At 56.0% G+C, this 17,190-nt stretch carries 28 protein-coding genes; 9 read left to right on the top strand and 19 right to left on the bottom strand.

Annotation, left to right across the window (positions count from 1 at the left end; all coding sequences use genetic code 11):
• Nucleotides 1-33: 33 nt before the first annotated feature.
• Complete coding sequence (locus tag JMJ54_RS09580; RefSeq protein ID WP_203538168.1) at nt 34-1,347, top strand: tyrosine-type recombinase/integrase; 1,314 nt, start codon at nt 34-36, stop codon at nt 1,345-1,347.
• 542 nt (nt 1,348-1,889) lie between these two features.
• Here the strand turns inward: JMJ54_RS09580 and JMJ54_RS09575 are convergent.
• The 13 genes from JMJ54_RS09575 to JMJ54_RS09515 form a co-directional block, all read right to left on the bottom strand.
• Nucleotides 1,890-2,579 (bottom strand): hypothetical protein, encoded by a 690-nt coding sequence (locus JMJ54_RS09575; RefSeq protein WP_203538166.1) that lies wholly within the window; start codon nt 2,577-2,579, stop codon nt 1,890-1,892.
• A gap of 156 nt (nt 2,580-2,735) precedes the next feature.
• Complete coding sequence (locus tag JMJ54_RS09570; protein ID WP_203538164.1) at nt 2,736-3,167, bottom strand: hypothetical protein; 432 nt, start codon at nt 3,165-3,167, stop codon at nt 2,736-2,738.
• Nucleotides 3,168-3,227: 60 nt separating this feature from the next.
• Nucleotides 3,228-3,515, bottom strand: coding sequence for a hypothetical protein (locus JMJ54_RS09565; RefSeq protein WP_203538162.1), 288 nt, complete (start codon nt 3,513-3,515; stop codon nt 3,228-3,230).
• Between the two features lie 189 nt (nt 3,516-3,704).
• Complete coding sequence (locus tag JMJ54_RS09560; protein WP_203538160.1) at nt 3,705-4,001, bottom strand: hypothetical protein; 297 nt, start codon at nt 3,999-4,001, stop codon at nt 3,705-3,707.
• A 237-nt stretch (nt 4,002-4,238) separates the two neighbouring features.
• Entirely contained in the window at nt 4,239-4,589 is a 351-nt protein-coding gene (locus JMJ54_RS09555) for a hypothetical protein (RefSeq protein WP_203538158.1), read from the bottom strand.
• A gap of 89 nt (nt 4,590-4,678) precedes the next feature.
• Nucleotides 4,679-5,389: a hypothetical protein gene (locus JMJ54_RS09550; protein ID WP_203538156.1), complete on the bottom strand. Its 711-nt coding sequence runs from the start codon at nt 5,387-5,389 to the stop codon at nt 4,679-4,681.
• A 75-nt stretch (nt 5,390-5,464) separates the two neighbouring features.
• Entirely contained in the window at nt 5,465-5,995 is a 531-nt protein-coding gene (locus JMJ54_RS09545) for a hypothetical protein (RefSeq protein WP_203538154.1), read from the bottom strand.
• Between the two features lie 81 nt (nt 5,996-6,076).
• Nucleotides 6,077-6,505, bottom strand: coding sequence for a hypothetical protein (locus JMJ54_RS09540; RefSeq protein WP_203538152.1), 429 nt, complete (start codon nt 6,503-6,505; stop codon nt 6,077-6,079).
• Between the two features lie 105 nt (nt 6,506-6,610).
• A complete protein-coding gene (locus tag JMJ54_RS09535; RefSeq protein ID WP_203538149.1) occupies nt 6,611-7,081 on the bottom strand; it encodes a hypothetical protein in 471 nt (156 codons plus the stop codon).
• A gap of 81 nt (nt 7,082-7,162) precedes the next feature.
• The gene (locus JMJ54_RS09530; protein WP_203538147.1) at nt 7,163-7,600 is read right to left on the bottom strand and encodes a hypothetical protein; all 438 of its coding nucleotides are present in this window, start codon (nt 7,598-7,600) and stop codon (nt 7,163-7,165) included.
• The gene (locus tag JMJ54_RS09525) at nt 7,593-8,108 is read right to left on the bottom strand and encodes a hypothetical protein (RefSeq protein WP_203538145.1); all 516 of its coding nucleotides are present in this window, start codon (nt 8,106-8,108) and stop codon (nt 7,593-7,595) included. The genes JMJ54_RS09530 and JMJ54_RS09525 overlap by 8 nt, the downstream gene beginning before the upstream one ends.
• Nucleotides 8,109-8,662: 554 nt before the next feature.
• Nucleotides 8,663-9,124: a hypothetical protein gene (locus tag JMJ54_RS09520; RefSeq protein WP_203538143.1), complete on the bottom strand. Its 462-nt coding sequence runs from the start codon at nt 9,122-9,124 to the stop codon at nt 8,663-8,665.
• A gap of 98 nt (nt 9,125-9,222) precedes the next feature.
• Entirely contained in the window at nt 9,223-9,582 is a 360-nt protein-coding gene (locus JMJ54_RS09515; protein ID WP_203538141.1) for an ankyrin repeat domain-containing protein, read from the bottom strand.
• Between the two features lie 151 nt (nt 9,583-9,733).
• On the opposite strand from JMJ54_RS09515, the gene JMJ54_RS09510 reads away from it, so the two are divergent.
• The gene (locus JMJ54_RS09510) at nt 9,734-9,997 is read left to right on the top strand and encodes a hypothetical protein (RefSeq protein ID WP_203538139.1); all 264 of its coding nucleotides are present in this window, start codon (nt 9,734-9,736) and stop codon (nt 9,995-9,997) included.
• A 57-nt stretch (nt 9,998-10,054) separates the two neighbouring features.
• Here JMJ54_RS09510 and JMJ54_RS09505 read toward each other — a convergent pair whose 3' ends face one another.
• From JMJ54_RS09505 to JMJ54_RS09480, 6 genes are all read right to left on the bottom strand, one after another.
• Nucleotides 10,055-10,507, bottom strand: coding sequence for a hypothetical protein (locus JMJ54_RS09505; RefSeq protein WP_203538138.1), 453 nt, complete (start codon nt 10,505-10,507; stop codon nt 10,055-10,057).
• Between the two features lie 69 nt (nt 10,508-10,576).
• Complete coding sequence (locus JMJ54_RS09500) at nt 10,577-10,936, bottom strand: hypothetical protein (protein ID WP_203538137.1); 360 nt, start codon at nt 10,934-10,936, stop codon at nt 10,577-10,579.
• A gap of 124 nt (nt 10,937-11,060) precedes the next feature.
• Nucleotides 11,061-11,303 carry a hypothetical protein gene (locus JMJ54_RS09495; protein WP_203538136.1) on the bottom strand — a complete coding sequence of 81 codons (243 nt, stop codon included), beginning with the start codon at nt 11,301-11,303 and terminating at the stop codon, nt 11,061-11,063.
• A gap of 71 nt (nt 11,304-11,374) precedes the next feature.
• On the bottom strand, nt 11,375-12,376 hold the full coding sequence (locus JMJ54_RS09490; RefSeq protein ID WP_203538135.1) for a toll/interleukin-1 receptor domain-containing protein: 1,002 nt from the start codon (nt 12,374-12,376) through the stop codon (nt 11,375-11,377).
• Between the two features lie 78 nt (nt 12,377-12,454).
• Complete coding sequence (locus JMJ54_RS09485) at nt 12,455-12,757, bottom strand: hypothetical protein (protein ID WP_203538134.1); 303 nt, start codon at nt 12,755-12,757, stop codon at nt 12,455-12,457.
• A gap of 81 nt (nt 12,758-12,838) precedes the next feature.
• A complete protein-coding gene (locus JMJ54_RS09480; RefSeq protein ID WP_203538133.1) occupies nt 12,839-13,315 on the bottom strand; it encodes a hypothetical protein in 477 nt (158 codons plus the stop codon).
• Nucleotides 13,316-13,701: 386 nt separating this feature from the next.
• On the opposite strand from JMJ54_RS09480, the gene JMJ54_RS09475 reads away from it, so the two are divergent.
• The 7 genes from JMJ54_RS09475 to JMJ54_RS09445 form a co-directional block, all read left to right on the top strand.
• Nucleotides 13,702-14,520 carry a hypothetical protein gene (locus JMJ54_RS09475; RefSeq protein ID WP_203538132.1) on the top strand — a complete coding sequence of 273 codons (819 nt, stop codon included), beginning with the start codon at nt 13,702-13,704 and terminating at the stop codon, nt 14,518-14,520.
• 152 nt (nt 14,521-14,672) lie between these two features.
• Entirely contained in the window at nt 14,673-14,879 is a 207-nt protein-coding gene (locus JMJ54_RS09470) for a helix-turn-helix domain-containing protein (protein WP_239000010.1), read from the top strand.
• Nucleotides 14,876-15,145 carry a helix-turn-helix transcriptional regulator gene (locus tag JMJ54_RS09465; RefSeq protein ID WP_203538130.1) on the top strand — a complete coding sequence of 90 codons (270 nt, stop codon included), beginning with the start codon at nt 14,876-14,878 and terminating at the stop codon, nt 15,143-15,145. The genes JMJ54_RS09470 and JMJ54_RS09465 overlap by 4 nt, the downstream gene beginning before the upstream one ends.
• Nucleotides 15,146-15,340: 195 nt before the next feature.
• A complete protein-coding gene (locus JMJ54_RS09460; RefSeq protein ID WP_203538129.1) occupies nt 15,341-15,808 on the top strand; it encodes a hypothetical protein in 468 nt (155 codons plus the stop codon).
• A complete protein-coding gene (locus JMJ54_RS09455; RefSeq protein WP_203538127.1) occupies nt 15,801-16,511 on the top strand; it encodes a hypothetical protein in 711 nt (236 codons plus the stop codon). The genes JMJ54_RS09460 and JMJ54_RS09455 overlap by 8 nt, the downstream gene beginning before the upstream one ends.
• Complete coding sequence (locus JMJ54_RS09450; RefSeq protein WP_203538126.1) at nt 16,504-16,647, top strand: hypothetical protein; 144 nt, start codon at nt 16,504-16,506, stop codon at nt 16,645-16,647. Before JMJ54_RS09455 ends, JMJ54_RS09450 begins: the two co-directional genes overlap by 8 nt.
• The coding region (locus JMJ54_RS09445; RefSeq protein WP_308437992.1) for a primase-helicase zinc-binding domain-containing protein at nt 16,616-17,190 on the top strand (575 nt) is incomplete at its 3' end. The genes JMJ54_RS09450 and JMJ54_RS09445, both read left to right, overlap by 32 nt.

Below are 17,190 nucleotides of genomic sequence, written 5' to 3'. Positions count from 1 at the left end.
GATACGCTGATTCGATTTGAAAATCGTATACCTATGGCACGCACAACCAAGCCCCTGACCGATGCCGATTGCCGCAACGCCAAGCCACGCGACAAGGATTTTTCCCTATTCGATGGGGGCGGCTTGTTTCTGCTGATGAAGGCCAACGGCACCAAATCATGGCGCTTCAAGTTCACCAAACCCAGCGGCAAGCCAGGCCTGACCGCTTTCGGCGACTACCCGGCGTTGTCACTATCGGAGGCTCGCGCCAAGCGCGACGAGGCCCGCTCCCTCCTCGCAACAAGAATTGACCCGATAGAACACAAACGCCAAGTCAAGCGGGATGAGGCGAATTCGACCCTAAACAGCTTTGAAGCCATCGCCCGAGATTGGCACGCAAAGAGCGCAGGCAAGTGGACGCCAGACCATGCACGCCGAATCCTGGGTCGGCTGGAAGCGGATATTTTCCCAGCCATCGGCCAACGAGCCATTGCCGACCTGAACACCCGCGACCTGCTTGCCCCGCTGCGCAGGGTGGAAGAACGCGGTGCACTCGATCTGGCCAGCCGGCTACGCCAGCACATCGACGGCATCATGCGCTATGCAGTCCAGACCTGCCTGATCGATACCAACCCGGCCCGTGATATGACCGGTGCACTCGCGGTCCGCAAAGCCACTCACCGCCCTGCCCTTGCACTGGAGCGCATCCCCGAGCTGTTGCAGCACGTCGAGAACGATGGCGGGCGCACTCTCACCAAGCAAGCTCTGCGCTTCACCCTGCTGACCTTCGTCCGTTCCAGTGAGCTGCGTTTTATGCGCTGGGACGAAATCGACGCCAACCGAGCCATCTGGACAATACCGGCCAGTCGCACCGAAATTGAAGGCGTAAAGCACTCGCACCGTGGAGCCAAGATGCGCGAACCGCACATGGTGCCGCTATCGCACCAAGCGCTTGCGGTCCTTGAGGCGATCCACCCGTTGACCGGTCGCTTTGATCTGGTCTTTGCCGGCGATCACGACGCATCCAAACCGATGAGTGAGAACACCGTGAATCAGGCATTGCGCCGCATGGGCTTCGATACCAAGACCGAGGTCTGCGGCCATGGTTTCCGAGCGATGGCCTGCAGTGCCTTGCTGGAATCCGGGCTGTGGAGTGAAGACGCCATCGAACGACAGATGAGCCATAAGGAGCGCAATGGCGTGCGCGCCGCCTATACACACAAGGCCGAGTTTCTGGCACAACGCCGGATGATGGTTCAGTGGTGGGCCGACTGGCTCGACGCCAACCGAACGCAGTTCATTCCCCCGCATGATTTCGCCGGACAGGGTGACAAAGTCATCCCGCTGCGCAAGGGCAAGGCAGCCTGATCAGCTAGCCGGGTGACACCTGCGACACCACTACGGGACATAGGCGTATCCATAAAAAGATAGACCCAATACCAGTCCCGAACTCGATAAGCAGCACCCTGCAGGAAACCGAAGGACTTTAATACCACTAAGTCCTTGCGTGCTCGCCCCCTCCTCGCCCTCCCGCTTTTAGCGGTGTCACACGTGTCACAGGTGTCACACCGTTGATTTGAATGGTGTTTCCCCGTGACACGTTCAGCTCCTTGCGTGTCACAGGTGTCACGCACTCAAAGTGACGCAGCCGCAGCAGCCCGCCTAGTTGCTCAATTCATGCTCCAGACATCATCTAGCAGCTCGGCAAGAAATGCACGCGAGGCGTGATTCCCCCTGCCCAAGCGAACAGAGCACCTTGTCAGGGCCTTAATACCAATTATGCGAAAAGAGAAAATAAACCGCCCCTGCTAACTCACGCGCCCCCTTGAAAGGCAACGGCCCCTAAGATTTGAAATGAGTGGCCCGGCCCGGCTTTATGCGCGAGGTCCGCTCGGCCAACAGGCTGGGCGTCATTCGATACCTGCCAAGCTTTCGTATGCTGCGATAAGCGTCGAACGTTGATCTTTGGAAACGAGGCTCGCTTCAGCGCCCATTGCAAAACAGGCATGCAACAGGCTGGCAAAGGCCTTCGACCATGCCGGAGAGAAATAGCGCTCTTCGCCGTCTTCGACAAAGGCAGCTGCACCATCAACCTCAGTCGCACGTCGCGAAAGAACAGAATGAAGAACGGTAGGAGCGGCGCCAAGTGGAGAGCGCCTTTTCCCAGAGACAACCGCAAGTGTATTTCTATGATCATCACCGCAATGGTCGCTCGTCGGGTCTGATTCAACTAGCCATCGATTCCACACTTGTGAATAGGCCTCGTCACCGGCTTCACTATGCAAGCGAGCCAATTGATCTCGTTGCACCAGTGTCAATTGGGCTGCAACGCTGAGGATCGAGGCAACTGCCTCGCCGTTGGCTCCAAAAAGGATAGCGGGCGACAGCTCTCTAACGACATGGACTGCGGTAGCACGAACATAGCCAGCATCTGCAGCAGGTTGCTCTGAGGCCCGATGAACAACCTGAATTTCCCACAGCCGTCCTGGCCACGAGGCAACAATGATTGTGGCAAGTGAAATGTCTACGACAATCCACGGTGGTGCATCTTGAAAGGTGCCAATTGTCAGGCCAGGTGCGGCCTCTTCGAAGTGCGCCACGCGATCCGCCGGCTCGTAGTGAAACCCCGATATGTCCTGCGGCCTCGCGGACAGTCTTGCACGAAGCCAAGTGAAAGGAGAGGTCATGGACGCCAACGTTTAAATTAACCGGTTGGCTCTTGCCAGTCCGGGTTGAATGTAGTGTTAGGGGCCGACCTACGGCACCCAGTACATGGCTTTGTTCACGCCGCCATGCTCAGCAACGCCAGGGTGGCCTGCTAAAGCAGCGATGCGAGTAACGACCTCCGGACCACCAAAGCTGCGAACGCAAGGAGCCACGAACGCCCGGCTTGCACTTGGGTTTGGCTCCAAGAGGGCGGCAATCAACAACGGATCAAGCAAGCAGCGTGGAACTGGATTCGCGACTGACATAACTTGAGCCACAAACAAGCGATCGGGGTCTCGTTGCAATGCATCGATGAACCAAGACAGTGCAATTGGGTTGTCTTTTGGGAGCGAAGCCGCAGCACGGCCGATCAAGTCACGTACCGCCATGTTGCGAATATGCACCTCAGCCTCGGACAGTTCTCCAGTTGGGCTGATCAGGTGAAAGTACTGCACTGCAAGTTGATTCCAGTTATCGCTCACGAGAGCACCTAACGTTTGAAGTAACAGATCGGCTTTAACCGGTCCCGGTTGACTGAAGTGTTAGGAATTATTTGCCACGCAAGATTGCAGGTGAACAAGCAGAATATCTATTCGTTCATCTGAAATACCAACGCCCGCCCTCTCCATGTCCCACTTCCAAATGTAGATTAAATCATCCATCGTAAAATCATCAAAGATAGCATACAACATTGCGCCAACGTCATTTTTTGGCGCAGAGTATTTTTCAGAAATGGCACGCATTAATTTCGACTTAGATGGTTGTCTCATCGCTTCTGCACGCCAAATAGGTATGTCAACAGCAGGCATTTCAACTGGTTTTGTAGTCAAAGATGGAGCCTCACTGACCGGCCATCAAATATGAGCCGGTTCACGATGCCTAACGTTGGAGATAACAGGCTGTCGGAGTGCCGGGAGCCCGGAGGGAACTCAAAGCAAAGCTTTGGGCTGTCACGTTGACCGCAGTGTTAGGGAGCTGGTTCGAAGGCTGCAAGCCCTTTGCGTTACTGAAAGTATTTTTCATTCGTCCACCAGCACAAAGAGTAACCAGCCAAGCGGGATTTGGCCACCGGGCCTCTCGCCGAAGATGAGGCTGCCGCCGATTCTCTCCAGGTGCTCGACTCGACCTTTGTAGTTGATGAGTTCAAAGGCAACCCTTCCTTCGAGTTCGAACTGCTCTCCGTCGGGAGACTGGAACGTGCAATTGAGCAGAGCGCCTGATTTCAATCGATGGGAAACCGCCCCTCCTAGAGCATCGGGAATGTGCAGCTTGCCCTTGAGCGGCAAGGCGTGCTTGACGATATGTTTTATGAGCACGATAGCACCCTAACGTTGAAGGTAACCGGCGCTGGAGCGCCAGCAGAGGGAACCTAAACTGCGCAGTAGTTTGGGTGTCCGGTTGACTGAAGAGTTAGGCGCAGCCATGTTGGAAACTAGCGCCGTACGTCGTACAAGACGCAGAGCCGAAACAAGGCCGCCTCAGCGGTTGCTGATAGCGTTAGCGAAGGCTCCTTCAACCGGACTGCCAAAGGCAGACTCGGTTGACTGAAGGGTTCAGCCAGATTTTAACCAAAGAAAAGCTTCTACTTCATCGAACCTCTCCGCAACCTTAAGAAATGGTTCTGCCCATCCACTGCCAAGGCTTACCTCTTGAAGGGGGCCAGTTGGGGCGAACAGCACAGAGACACTAGCTCTCTCAGGTAGGGCACCTGATTGAACACACTGAATCAAAGAACTGACTTCAGCTTGAGCTTCGGCTGCATTGTCCCAAGATGACCACGCGAAATCATTGTCAGGCAATGAGATCAGCTCAAGAGCAGACTCAAGCACATGGGCAAGTGCTTCAAGGGGGTTTTTCAAATTAATCCCATCATGGATCAATGATTTCGTGCGATCGAGCTGCATGGCTATGGCTAACGTCGAAGGTGAGCGGGGGTGACTAAACGAAGCGAAGGAACTCCGCCAATAGGCAGAGCGCCCGCTCGACAGTAGTGTTATGCCTCAGAGTCATGCGCCCACCCCAATACTGGCCCTCTGAAATACCCACCAGCTGCAACTAGCGCTTCGAGATCGCTTTGTGAAGGAAAGTGAGCGGCATGCTCGCTCCACTTTTCCATAACGAATCCGGACCACCAAACCGAGGGGTCGAGTTGGTTTACTTTGCCGTTCGCTACTGTTTGATACTCGTAGCCCTCCGCCCTCAGTTGAGCAACGGCGGTCAGCAGCGCTTCCTGATAGGATGAGGACGCAACGTAGAAGAAGATAATTGCCCCCTTCCACTCGGTCGGCATTTCAGAATTACTCCCCCTTGTGACACGGATCGGGCACTCAAAGAGCTTGAGATCAGGCACAAACAACGGTGTGTAGCTGCTACGCAAAGAGGCGACTATTGAGTCGGGCAGCGAATCAAGGAAGAGGATGTCCATCGGCACCACGCCCGAGCACCGAGACGCAATTTCGCCTTTCTCTACTTCAGAAATCGAAGGCGCATCGATTGCAAGACCAACACGCAGTTCGTCCTCCTCCACGTACTGAATCTTGGCGAGGTAGGCGTTGGCAACCCCGGAAAAGGAACGGAGCCGTGCCACCAAGGCAATGCGTAAGCTGTTGACGCCAGCACCCTCAACGTTGCCAAGGAGGGTGATTGCATTGAGCGGCTGTTCAATCCGATCGAAGGTTTTTTTGCCAAATAGCTTACTGAACACAGCAAGACACCTCTGCTGAGGCACAACGTTTGAATGCCGCGGCGCCGTCAGGCATCCGATGGAATGAATGAATGATTAGCCGTCATGGCGCTCGATACGAACGACTTGCGGTGCTTGGGCATCCATAAACATGAAACACCTGCCGAAGAGTGCCTTCTTCCCAAAGTCATCGAACGTGTTCTGACCCAGCGGAGTGATTAGGACTTCGTAGGTAGCTAGCGCACGCCGATGGTGCATTTCGATTTCAGACCAATTCTGCTGAACCACGTCGGCCAACACAAGGCTCGCTACGTCGTGGTTATACTGCACCAAGACATTGCCGTCTTTCATGTTCATCGGATTGAAATCTGGATGGGCGTGGAACACGCCGTGGAGCGCCTTGAGCGCATGCTGCTCGGCGTCCTTGTCGTTCAGGCCGAAAGGAAGAATGGCCACGGTACCATTGCTGAACAGAGCAAAGTCGCGCGAACCGTTCGTGTAGAACCGAATTCGTTCAGCAATCCTGTCGAGAGGCAGTTGTACGCTAGGCTGCCAATCTGGGACCGGCGGGAGCCTCTTTGGCAACTCGGGCGGTGGTGGCGGTGCTTTCTTGAAAAGCTCGAACAAAGCTCATCTTCCCGGATGGCTAACTTTTGACATGAGAGGTGCAGGCCGGCTTGCCGGACATGCGTCCTCTCGATGGAAGGGTTAGGCGGCTGGTTGGCAGGGCCAAGGCTCGCCCGGATGCTCTTGGGACCAAAAGTACCAGAAAAAATCCGCATGTTCCCAGAGGGTATCGTCGTACACCCAGTTGATATCGCTGATCCAGTTCATCAGTCTCGGCGCTCGAGCGCCTCCGGCCCGTTCGAATCGGTCATTTGCAGCCAGTTGAATTTCAGGCCATTTGAGCTCTCGCATGCAGAAGAGCACGATCCACCGTGACATCTCACGAGAGCCATCAACAAGTTGCACGAAGCACTTCACCAAGGTGTCGCGGTTCTCTTGTTCGGTTTTAGCGAGCTGCAAAACCTTCAAGAGAAGCGGCTCCAAGTCAGGGACCCTCGATTCAACGGTATCGGCAGCATCGACAGTTTCGCAAAGAAGCCAAAACTGCTGCTCCGTTTCTGATGCATTCATGCAAGGCTCTCTTTGTTCTGTCGGATATCGCACAAAGTCGCCTAACGTTTGACATAAGAGGCGCTTGGAGGCCGTAGGCCGGAAAGCGTCCTCTCGATGGAAAAGTTAGACCTCACCTTCTGGCTCAGTGTGAAGAACTTCTTGTTTTGACTCTGTGGAAGGCGGCTGCAGGATCTTCCAGTTGTCTTCGTGCAGCTTTACTCGCGAGTCCATCGACCTCTGGCTAATCGTTAGGGTTCGTTTGCCGCCAGTCCTCAGTTCGTTCGGTGCAGAAAGAAGAGGGTCAAGTTCAGCATGTTTAAAGACAAAGAACCGGCTGCGTGGGTTCAGTCTGTCGAGCAGAACCACTACAAGGTAGTCGAACCCGCCGGCGAAGTTCCCGTTTACCGCTTGCTGATTTGGCCAATCGATTGTTTTGACCTGAACGCGCTTGGTTCTCTCGTCCGTGACGATGACGACATCCCATCCTTTTTGTGTTTCTCCGTGAGCTAGATAGGCCTCAATGTTCCGCTTGAGCAGCTCGCCAAGAACGAGGTATTCACCGATTGCGGCTGAGACAGAGCGATTGCTGTTCATGGGAGGTGACTGTGAGGTCTAACGTTTGAAATAACCGGACGCCGAAGGCGATCCGGGTTGATTGAAGTGTAAGCGGGAATATTAGCCAATAACATTGAGCACAAGATTGGGGTGTGCTGCTCGAGCATTGCTAATTTCTTGACTCTTTATTGAGTCAGCGTGAGATTCAGTGGTGTTGGATAAGATGAATAATACTTGCACCGTAGCTGTTGTTGCTCGATTAGCGTGTTGGTCAAGCGGCGTGATGGTTTTGCCATTCGCAACTTTTATTCTCACCATGTTGCGAAAATGGCGGAGCACTTTTGTGCTGCTGTAAGGTTTCGCGTCATCTCCGCCAATTGTTGATTTCCCAACTGTTTCTCGACGAATGAATATGTGTCCGCTATTTAACGTGATTTTGATTATTCTAAAATCGGCCACGATAGTTTCTCCTTGAGCAAAACAAGCGCCATAACGTTTGACATGAGAGGCATGGCCCGGCTTGCCGGGGCATTTCCTCTCGATGGAAGGGTTAGGCATCGCTGATGTTGGAGCGCATGTCTTCTTCCCAAGCCTTTTGCCATTGCATTGCATCGGACTGGGAGAACCAACCTTGGATGTATGCGGCGATCTCGGTGGACTCAGGGTGAACTGCGTTCTCAATGAATTTGATTGACTCATTCAGTCCAGCACCTATGAAGAACTCAGCCCCCATAGAAGTGCCTACGTCCATGTTGAGATATTTGGCCTGCCACAATGCTGGGATGTCATCTGGCGTTCCCAAGCAATACAGCAAAAACGCACAGCGATAGATTCCCTCGTAGGAATTTCCGTCATCTTCCACGGTTCTCTCCCAGAGCGCATCGCGGTACTCGACTTCCTTCTGAAATGCAGCCCGGATCAGCGGTGCCATTGGATGAAGTTGCTCGCTAAGTAGCAACTTGTAGAGTGCCTGTCGTTCTGCCGGGTTCGCGAGAACGGCCTGAACTTCCGAGGAGGTTACTGCCGCCAACTCTTTGAATTTTTGGAGTGCTTGCTCAGCGCGCATTGCGATGCCTAACGTTGGAAGTAACTGGCAGCCGGAGCTGCGCAGTAGCGGAGGGAGCCCAAAGCGTAACCTTGGGCTGTCCATGTTGACTGAAAGGTTAGAGCGCTACTCACGGTAGAACCCACTGCAAATATGGCACCCCAAGCAGCCGCCAAAGTGAAGGTTGTGTATAGAGCAGTATGACACTTTGCCGGCTGGGCCATAACCTTCTTGGCAAAGAGTAAAGCAATTAAAGATATTGCCAACTGCAGCCTCTAGCGTTCTTCCCCCGTTCAAGCCTAGGACAGCAGATATCTGCATTGTTCGACCAGTGGCAATTGATGCCATGACGGCCTTTCGAAGTTCCATTTCGCTGGAAAAAATGGATTGCTGACGAATGAAGTCAATTGCTTCATTGCGTCGTTCAGGAACTATTTTTCCCCACAAATTGAAGCTGATGGGCTCTTCCATGCGCAGTGCTCTAACGTTGGAGCTAAGCCGCGCCAGAGCGCAGCGGAGGGAAGCCAAAAACGTAGCTTTTGGCCGTCGGCTTGAGCGAATAGTTAGGCGATTTATTATTTGCCATATATGGCCTCGAAATTCTTATTAAAACTCCCTGACCAAGATATAGTCCTTATTCTGTTAGCAAAGGCCCATTCCGAGTTTTTTGTTGGGATTTTTGACTGAACCAACAGAGTGCTGCCTTGATGCTCTGGAATGCCAATAGGCACATCTTGCTCTAGGCTTTCCGCCAAGTTCCTATCCAGTACATACTCGACATAAACCAGTGTTTCAGATGTTATTTCTTTCAGCACGCTGATTGCTTCGGATGCATGAAAAAACTCTAGGTTTATTTTCTCAAATTTAACATTTAGACGATCTGAGATAGAGAAAACCAACTTGGTCATCTTGTTGGGAGATGTAACAACATACTCCCATTCCCGGTTAGGAGTGGATTTTGACAATTGCTCTTTCCACTCGGGGAATGTGTTTGCGAGAGTATCTAGGGTGTCACGGATCATGAGTGGCTGGCTCATCGCCTAACGTAGAAGTGAGGGGCAGCCGGAGCGAAGCGGAGGGAACCAAAAGCGCAGCTTTGGGCTGTCCCGCTCGACTGCAGGGTTAGGCAGCACTTTCACTTTGCGCCTACGCTTTTAAGGTATCGGACGACTTTTTCCTGCTTGGCTGAAACTGCAAACTGCAGTGCAGTCTTGCCAGAAAAGCTGTAGTGGATATTGGCTCCTGCGCGAACAAGAATCTCTACGATTTCAAGATACCCATTTTCAGCAGCGGCTTGCAATGCACTCCAACCCTCTTCATCTACAGAGTTCGGGCTTGCTCCATCGGCGAGCAATTGCTTAACCGACTCGGTACGGCCAAGTGATGCCCAATAGACGACAGGCGGGGCCTTTACTGCATCCTTGAGCAAAGGGTTGTCTGCGGAATGTGACATTTGGAAGCCTAGTAAAAGCAATGCGATCAGCAGGAGTTTCACTGCGAGTGGTCTAACGTTTGACTTAAGCGGCGCCGTCAGGCGTCCGCTTGAGGGATGGGTTAGGGCTCGCCCCAAACGCTCCGCCGGCAACACGGCGCGCGACGATTGCCTGGGCGAGGAGTTCATAAACAGACTCCGGCTTGGAGTCGTCTTGGACGTACCTCACGCGCGAAACAGCGTAAGCGGTTCCATGTTGCATGTTCGCCTGTGCCACCCCGTTATGAACGGCTTGCAGGACCGCGCCATCATCCAGCGCAGCGCGTTTGTCGTGCCCTATGGCGGGCAAACATTCAACGGTGGTTTCGACGCCCAAGCCCTCGACAAGATGAATCAACAGCAAGTTGTGAGTCGGGCCGGTAATGCGGAACACCCCGAGAAGCTCACCGTCGCAGACAAATTGCATGTAGAGCCCTAACGTGTGACATGAGAGGCGAGGCCCGGCTTGCCGGGCGACGTCCTCTCGATGGAAGGGTTAGGCCTCAACGCAGAGCGCCTTGCTGTAGCAGGTGCCAGAAAGGCGCACGAAGCCATCACTAGTTTGGCAATCGACGACTCTATCTAACCAGTACTCAATAGAGCTAGCGCCGTCCCAAGTGAGCTTGCCAAGAAATTCCTGCAACAGATAGTGCCCCACAACGAACCCCAAAAGCCTTGGAGTTTCGATCAGTTGATTTAGGCTGGGGTATCCCGCCTTCGCCAACTTATCTTGTGGTCCGCCACAGCGTTCGTCGTCCTTCTTCGATTCGGCCACCCACGCCGCATATGCGGGCTCGAGATATTTAATCAGTGCGCTTGCCTGCATCTCAATGACAAATCGATGCTGCTTCATCGCTGCGCGAGACGAACTCAAGCTCATCTCTGGGACGGCGAACCGTCCCACCGTCCGGGGCTCGTCGTCAATGAATAGAGAAAGGGTTGACTGCATGGGGCCTAACGTTTGACATGAGAGGCGGCGCAAGGGCGCAGCCCTTGTAACGTCCTCTCGATGGAAGGGTTAGGCCTCGCCTGCACGACGGGCCTCCAATGTGTCTTGAGCGAACGCGAGAACCTCGAGCGAGGTATAGGAGCCAACTTGATACCCAAACAGAATGAACTCGAATTGGGCATGCTTAGCTTCCCAAGCGGACTGAAACTCCGGTTCTGTTCCCGTGTTTCTGAAGTCATGCGGATCAAGAGCGGCAACCTCGTACTCCCCAGTTCCCATCTCGCATAGCTCTTCGAATGTGAACCCCATAAAGCTGCCGCCAAGATGGACGCGGCTTAGATGACCTCCCTGATACGGCCGTGACTCACTGTATTGAGCGTGGACGACATACGGCACTTTGCGGTTTTTGAGGACTTGAAGGACAAGCATGAACCAGTTCCGGAGAGGCCTAACGTTGAAATTATTCGGCGGACGTTAGCCCGTCCGGGTTGAATGAAATGTTAGGCTCCTGCGTGGGCAATTTCCAGCCAAGCCCAAATTTGAATCACTAAAATTAACGAAGCCTATCATTCCAATCGATCTCTGGGACATCCTTCTTTTCAAGATATTGAATTGCAGAGCGATTGAGTATGTCCTCTTCTAGGATAAGACCTAAAAAATCGCCATCGTCCAAACGGTATTCGATCAACTTGTAGCCAGGACAGGCCACTAGGCGGAAGCAAGACAAACCACCAGCTGGCGTTATCACCTGTGCTTCGATTTCTGAGTCGCTGTAGCTGGAAAGCGTTGATGTCATGGCTGCGCGCCTAACGTTTGACATGAGAGGCGGCGCCCGGCTTGCCGGGTGCCGTCCTCTCGATGGAAGGGTTAGCCGTCGATGCGGCGCGGGAACACATACTGGAGCAACGAGGTTTGCCCCTGGATGTGCAGAACTCGGACCTGCATGACGACGCCGTTCGAATCTTCTAGCTCGAAAGGTACATCCACCTGAAATGTCGCTGGCTGCCGAACTCCACCGCCTATTGCGATGTTGTCGGCGTATAGGTACATGCGATTGTGCGTGTCCAGTATGGGGTTCAAGCGACCTTCAAGCCCGGGGATGTGCCCGGTGCTATGACACACAATTGAACCCGTATTCTCGGAGTCAACAACCGTGATTGTCAGATCGTCATAGGGATCCCACGAGTGGATGACGACTCCCGGATGCTCGGGATGGGCGACCAGGAGTTGATTGAGGCGGCGCGTGGGGATGGAGAGTTCGGCAACTCCGTCGACGGAAGTTCTCCCGTTCTTCGTGGTGCCGTTGTCTGCAATGGCAGTGATCTCTGCTGTTGCAACAGGCTGGCCGCTAGAAGAGACGACAAGAACTCTTGCGTGAATGGGATCAACGCGAGGCGCGCTTGATACGGAGAACATGGCGCGGCGTATCGATTCCGAAGGAATCGTGCGGCCACTGTTGACCAGCTTTGTCTGAACAAGCTTGACGAAGTCTTGAGGAGTGCGTCCTGCAAGTGAGATGTACCCGACGGTCGGCAGGACCCCGGGGATCGGGGTGTCGTCGAATCTGGCGGGAAGTATGTACTCTTGATGCTCCTGAAACGCTCGCGCTTGCATAGCCTGTCGCTCATGATTGGTCCACAACTTGCGCGCGTAGCTCTCGGAGATAAACATGATCGTGTACAGAGCTTTGTTCTGGTAGACGTCAGAGAGGTAGTCGTAGAGGTTCTTGCCCCATAGGGTTGCTTCTTCAAAGATGTCGTAAAAGACCTTTACCCCGGAGTCCCGCAAAAGATTTGCAACTTGATCCACATAGGCTCGATCCTCTCCGGCGAAGGAAAGAGCTATCTCAAACTCAACAGTACGGGTCATGGAACTCTCGACGGCTAACGTTGGACATGAGAGGCGCTTGGAGGCCGAAGGCCGGAAAGCGTCCTCTCGATGGAAGGGTTAGGCATCAGGCTGTGCCTCGCGCACAAAGTGCTTGATGCCAAACGGGAACGGAGCGTGCTCAAAGCGCAGCTCTGTCCCTCCGCAGCTGACTGCATATTCTGGTTCGTGCGCGCACGATGCGAATTCAGTAAGTGCCTCATTCAAGAAGAACTGCCAAGCAAGACGTCCGCACTCTGTGATTGACCATTGGAAGAACGGCATGCGCTCACCCTGGGTGCTGAAGTACCCCATACCGTTGTCGGCGAAGACAAGTTCACGATCCGGCAGCCCGACCACTCGCCAAGTTCCAAGGAAGTTCACCGAGCTACTCCTGACGCCTAACGTTTGACATGAGAGGCGGGTCAAGAGCGTAGCCCTTGTGACGTCCTCTCGCTGGAAGGGTTAGGCAGCTTGCGCATATAGCTGTGCTCCCAGGCGTTTTACGTAGATGATCTCGTCATTGTCTGGAAGATGCTCTCTGTGCACCTGCTCTTCTATCCAAGCATCTGACAGAGCAACCCCGACTTCCGGTTCAAAGATCGGGTTCCACGAAATTTCATAGATTGGCAGTTCGCTTTCTATGGGATAGCGGACAGCGAAGACGATAAGCGGGTTTTGCTTTAGATCGATTCGGCGCGCGTTTCGCCAGAACTCCGGATTCTTGGTCTCGGAAATCTGCCGAGCGAATTCGATTGCTCCATCCGCGTCTTTGAAAGCTGCCTCGACTGTTTCCTGCGCGAGCGCCAATCTGGGTTGCATAGGCTTGTCAGCGCTGTAGCTGACATAAATCATTGTCGGTCCGTACTGAAACTCGCAAACCTTTGGCTCGCAGTGAGTCCAGTGGCCGTGCATCTCAGATGGAGAGAGGTCGATTTTCATTCTGCCTAACAGTTATTAGACTGACCCGCATGTCAGTACATTAACAATAATAAGGACAACCAGAATCCACTTTAAGCATCTAATTTCATGTGGTTTTTTTTCAACCCAGTCCATCTATTCATGCCAATAATACTGACACGGCGCACCTTACGCAGTAGTCACCGGTCGTCGGTTCATTCCTGTTGCGAAGGGGTTACGTTTTTGGGGGCTCGGGGCCGGATCATGCCCCTGTCACACCACCTAGGACGTACTGAAATGGTTTCGCCAAGCCACTTAATCCCCTTTTTCATCCGGATGCTTTTGCAAACAATCGGCATCATCCGGCCTTTTCGAACCTGTGCGCCCCGGCGCCTGGCCGGGTGCGTTCGGGGTCAGGGAATCACTGGATGTGGTGCAGTTATGCCGAGGCCATTGCGGCGATGCGAATTCGTTTATCCCCGGCGCAGTACGCAAGGTGGTTAGACCAAGGATTCGAGTGCGGTCTGGCCCCGCTCGGTGCCAAGCTCAAGCGGGCATTGGTCGAGTTCACCGGCGTGTCACTGGACGCGCATCGGCAGCCGGTGGATCCGGTGGCCTTCGAGCCCGTCTGGGCGGCGAGCTGGGATGCGTTGCAGCAGCTGGCTGCGGAAGTCGACGCCGCCTGGGCTGCGCACAGGGCGGCGTGCGAGCGGGAAGACCGGGAGGACCTGCTCGATTTTGATGAGCAGGATCCCGACGGCCGGATGATGCTGGTGGACTACCTGCATATGCGGGCGGCGTCAGGGAGCCGCTTGGCACAGTTGACCGCGACCGAGTTTTATCTGCTCGTACTGGCCTGCCTGTTGCACGATACCGAGCATTGGCGGGCCTGCGTCGAGGTCGACGCGGCACTGGCCCACATTGCGCTGGCCGCGCGGATGGTCGAATCCAGCGGGGCTGTGGCACTGGTCGAGGAGGCCCGTCTCAGTGCCGCGCGTGCCGGTGGTGCCAAGCGGCATGATGCGACCCGGCCGCTGACCGACTGGTTGCGCGAGGCGGTCTACAGCCGGCATGCCCAGACGCCCTATGTCACGCAGGTGGAAGCAGCCAAGGATCTGGAACCGGACGCCGTCGCCAAAGCCCGGGAACTCGGTCTGGGGCCCGGCCATTTCAGTTACCACGACAGCCTCGGCTGGGTCACGCGGGCACTGGCCCGTCTCGGTTTCAGCCCCCGGCGCAGGGCATAGAACTTCCGCCGACGCAAACCGGTTTGCTTCTCCAGCCGGCTGCCTTACCAATCCAGCCGGCTGCCTTCCTCATCCAGCCGGCTGGCTGCTTTTTGGCCTTGTGGCCAACTCCTATCATCCGCTCCCCTTTCAGCCGACTCCGGAGCGTGCCCTTGCAGTCCATCCCCTTCCAAGCCGTTGAAGTTCCGCCGGCCCACGCGGCGCTGTTGCTGCGTGTGACCGAAACCACGTTGGCTACATGGCGCAGTCGTGGCGGCGGCCCGGCCTACATCAAGCGCGGAGGCCGGGTGTTGTACCGCCTTGCCGATCTGCAGGCCTTCATGGCCACGCGCAACATCGAGCAGGGAGAGCCAGCATGAAGAACCGTGCCTCCCTACCGGCCGTGGCGACCTTCTCGCCGGCCAAGACAGCAACGCCAGTCGATTACCTGTTGCGGCTGCAGGCCCTGCGTCAGCAGGTCGGGCTGTCACGCAGTTCGATCTACGCCGCCATTGCTGCAGGCACCTTCCCGAAGCCGGTCCGGCTCGGTGGCAACAGCGTGGCCTGGCTGCAGAGTGAAGTGTCGGCATGGGTCGCCGAACGCATTGCGGAACGTGATCAGGTGGTGGCCCGTGAACGCACATGAACTGGCGTCGCGATTGCCGCCGGCAGCGTGTCCGGACAGAGCCACGCTCGAAACACTGGTCCGGACGGAGTACGCCTTCCGGGCGGCCCGGCTGTTGACCAAGGGGGACGACATGCGGGCGATGTGGCTGGTGTCGCTCTGTTCGATCTTGCGCTCGGGTGACACGATCGGACCAGCCGGCGGTGAGGGTCAACGATGAACCGCGCCCGACAAATTACCGATCGCACCGCCCTTGCCCGGTCCGCAGACCCGGCGCACAATGATCGGGTCGTGTTCAATAGCGCGACCGGGATTGGTCTCCCGAACATCAAGGCGGACAACCGCCACTCCGGCGGCTTTTTTACGTCCGTACACCGCTACCGGTGCGTCCAGTTTATGGCGGGCCGTAGAAGGGGCGTGCTTGCACGCGCCGGTTTCCTTGATGCCGGTAGACCAACCCTGCTACTGGCCTGCCACCTTCGATTGGTCTCGAACGGCAGGCTTCAAATCATCAAGGAGCCTTGCCCGATGGCCTCATCCGCCCTTCGTGCGTTCACCACGCACGCCTTTACCGCCCTTACCGCTGTTCTTGTTTACGCCCGTTGCCCCGTGCTGACTTTGCTGGCCCTGTCGGCCGGCCTGCTTTGTTACGGCATCGCCCATCGCGGAGGTATCCATGACTGAACGGCACAACACCGCATCGCTGGCGCAACTGCGTGCCTTCACCGACGTGTCCGAGCTGGCGAGGGAAACGATGGATCAACTGGTCGAGTTGTTGCTGGCTCTTGAGGCCCTGCCCGATGAAGCGGGCCGGCAGATGCGCAGCATTGCCCGTTCCGCCCGTTGCGAACTGCAGCTGATGCATGCCGAAGTCGATGGGGTGTTGGGGACGCAGGGCACAAACCCGGTCGAGTCCCGTTGCGCCACCTTGGCCCTGCGGACCGAGCAGGACGTATTGCAGCGGCTGCCAGTCGTTGCAATCTCCGAGCTGCATAACCCGCTGTACCGTCACTTCGCCGAATGGCAGGCGCAACAGTGGGGGGTAAGCGGTGATCACCCATCGGTGCAGCTGCTGGCGTCGGTATTGCAGGCACTGGAGCGCTTCCGTTCAGGTCAGGGGCTGCATTCGAGTGCCATTCCCTTGGCGGCGCTGACCGATCTGTCGTCGCAGGCCGGCGAGGCACTGGACGAGTTGCAGGGGGTGCTCAAGGTATTCGAGCTGTTGCCGGACGACGCCGGCGAGCAGATGCAGGTGATTGCCCGGCTGGCGAGCCGGCAGGCCGGTGCGCGAATCGATCAGCTCGATTGCGAGTACCACGCGGTGGTCGATCTGGCGCAACTGGCCGAGCGTCGTGTGCCGCAGGTGCAGGCGGTGCTGCATGCGTAAACCGACCCGTAACAATGCGCTGCTGAGCCGCGCCACCCGTGACCGGATTGCCGCCGCGCTGGCCGGCCTGAAACAGGCCCGCCCGGCCCGACCGCAACGCGCCAGTGCGCGTTCGTCCCGCCCTTCCCGCTTCTAAGTTCTTCAGGATTCCCATCATGACAACGACCTCGATCGAGGCCGGCAGGCCCGGTTACGCCCAAAAAACCCGTTTGGACCTTCCCCATCTCAAATCTCTGGCCCGGGATCGCTGGCCAACGCTGCTGCAGGCAGCCGGGATCGATGCAGCTTTCCTGCGCAAGAAGCATGGGCCCTGTCCCGTGTGCGGCGGCAAGGACCGTTTCCGGTTTACCGACCGCGACGGTCGCGGCTGCTTCGTCTGCAATCACCATCGCCCGAATGGCGGCGACGGTTTCCAGCTGTTGGCCGACTGGTTGCGCTGCGACTTCCTCGGTGCGGCGCGCTGGGTGGCCGATTTCTTTGGTGGTCAAGCCGTGGCGGTGGCGATCGATCCGGCCGAGCTGGCCCGGCGTGCGGCGCGGGAGCAGGCCGAACAGGAACGGTTGTGGACCAAGGCCCGAGCCCGCAATGCCGCCTTGTGGCAGGAGGCGCGGTCGGTCGATGCCGATTCACCGGCCGGCTTGTACCTGGCAGGACGAGGGTTGGTGCTTGATCACTATCC

The sequence above is a fragment of the Jeongeupia naejangsanensis genome (assembly GCF_016865585.1).
Taxonomy (GTDB): Bacteria; Pseudomonadota; Gammaproteobacteria; order Burkholderiales; family Chitinibacteraceae; genus Jeongeupia; species Jeongeupia naejangsanensis.
The sequence above is the reverse complement of the archived record's forward strand: the minus strand, read 5'-3'. Positions and strand labels throughout refer to the sequence as shown.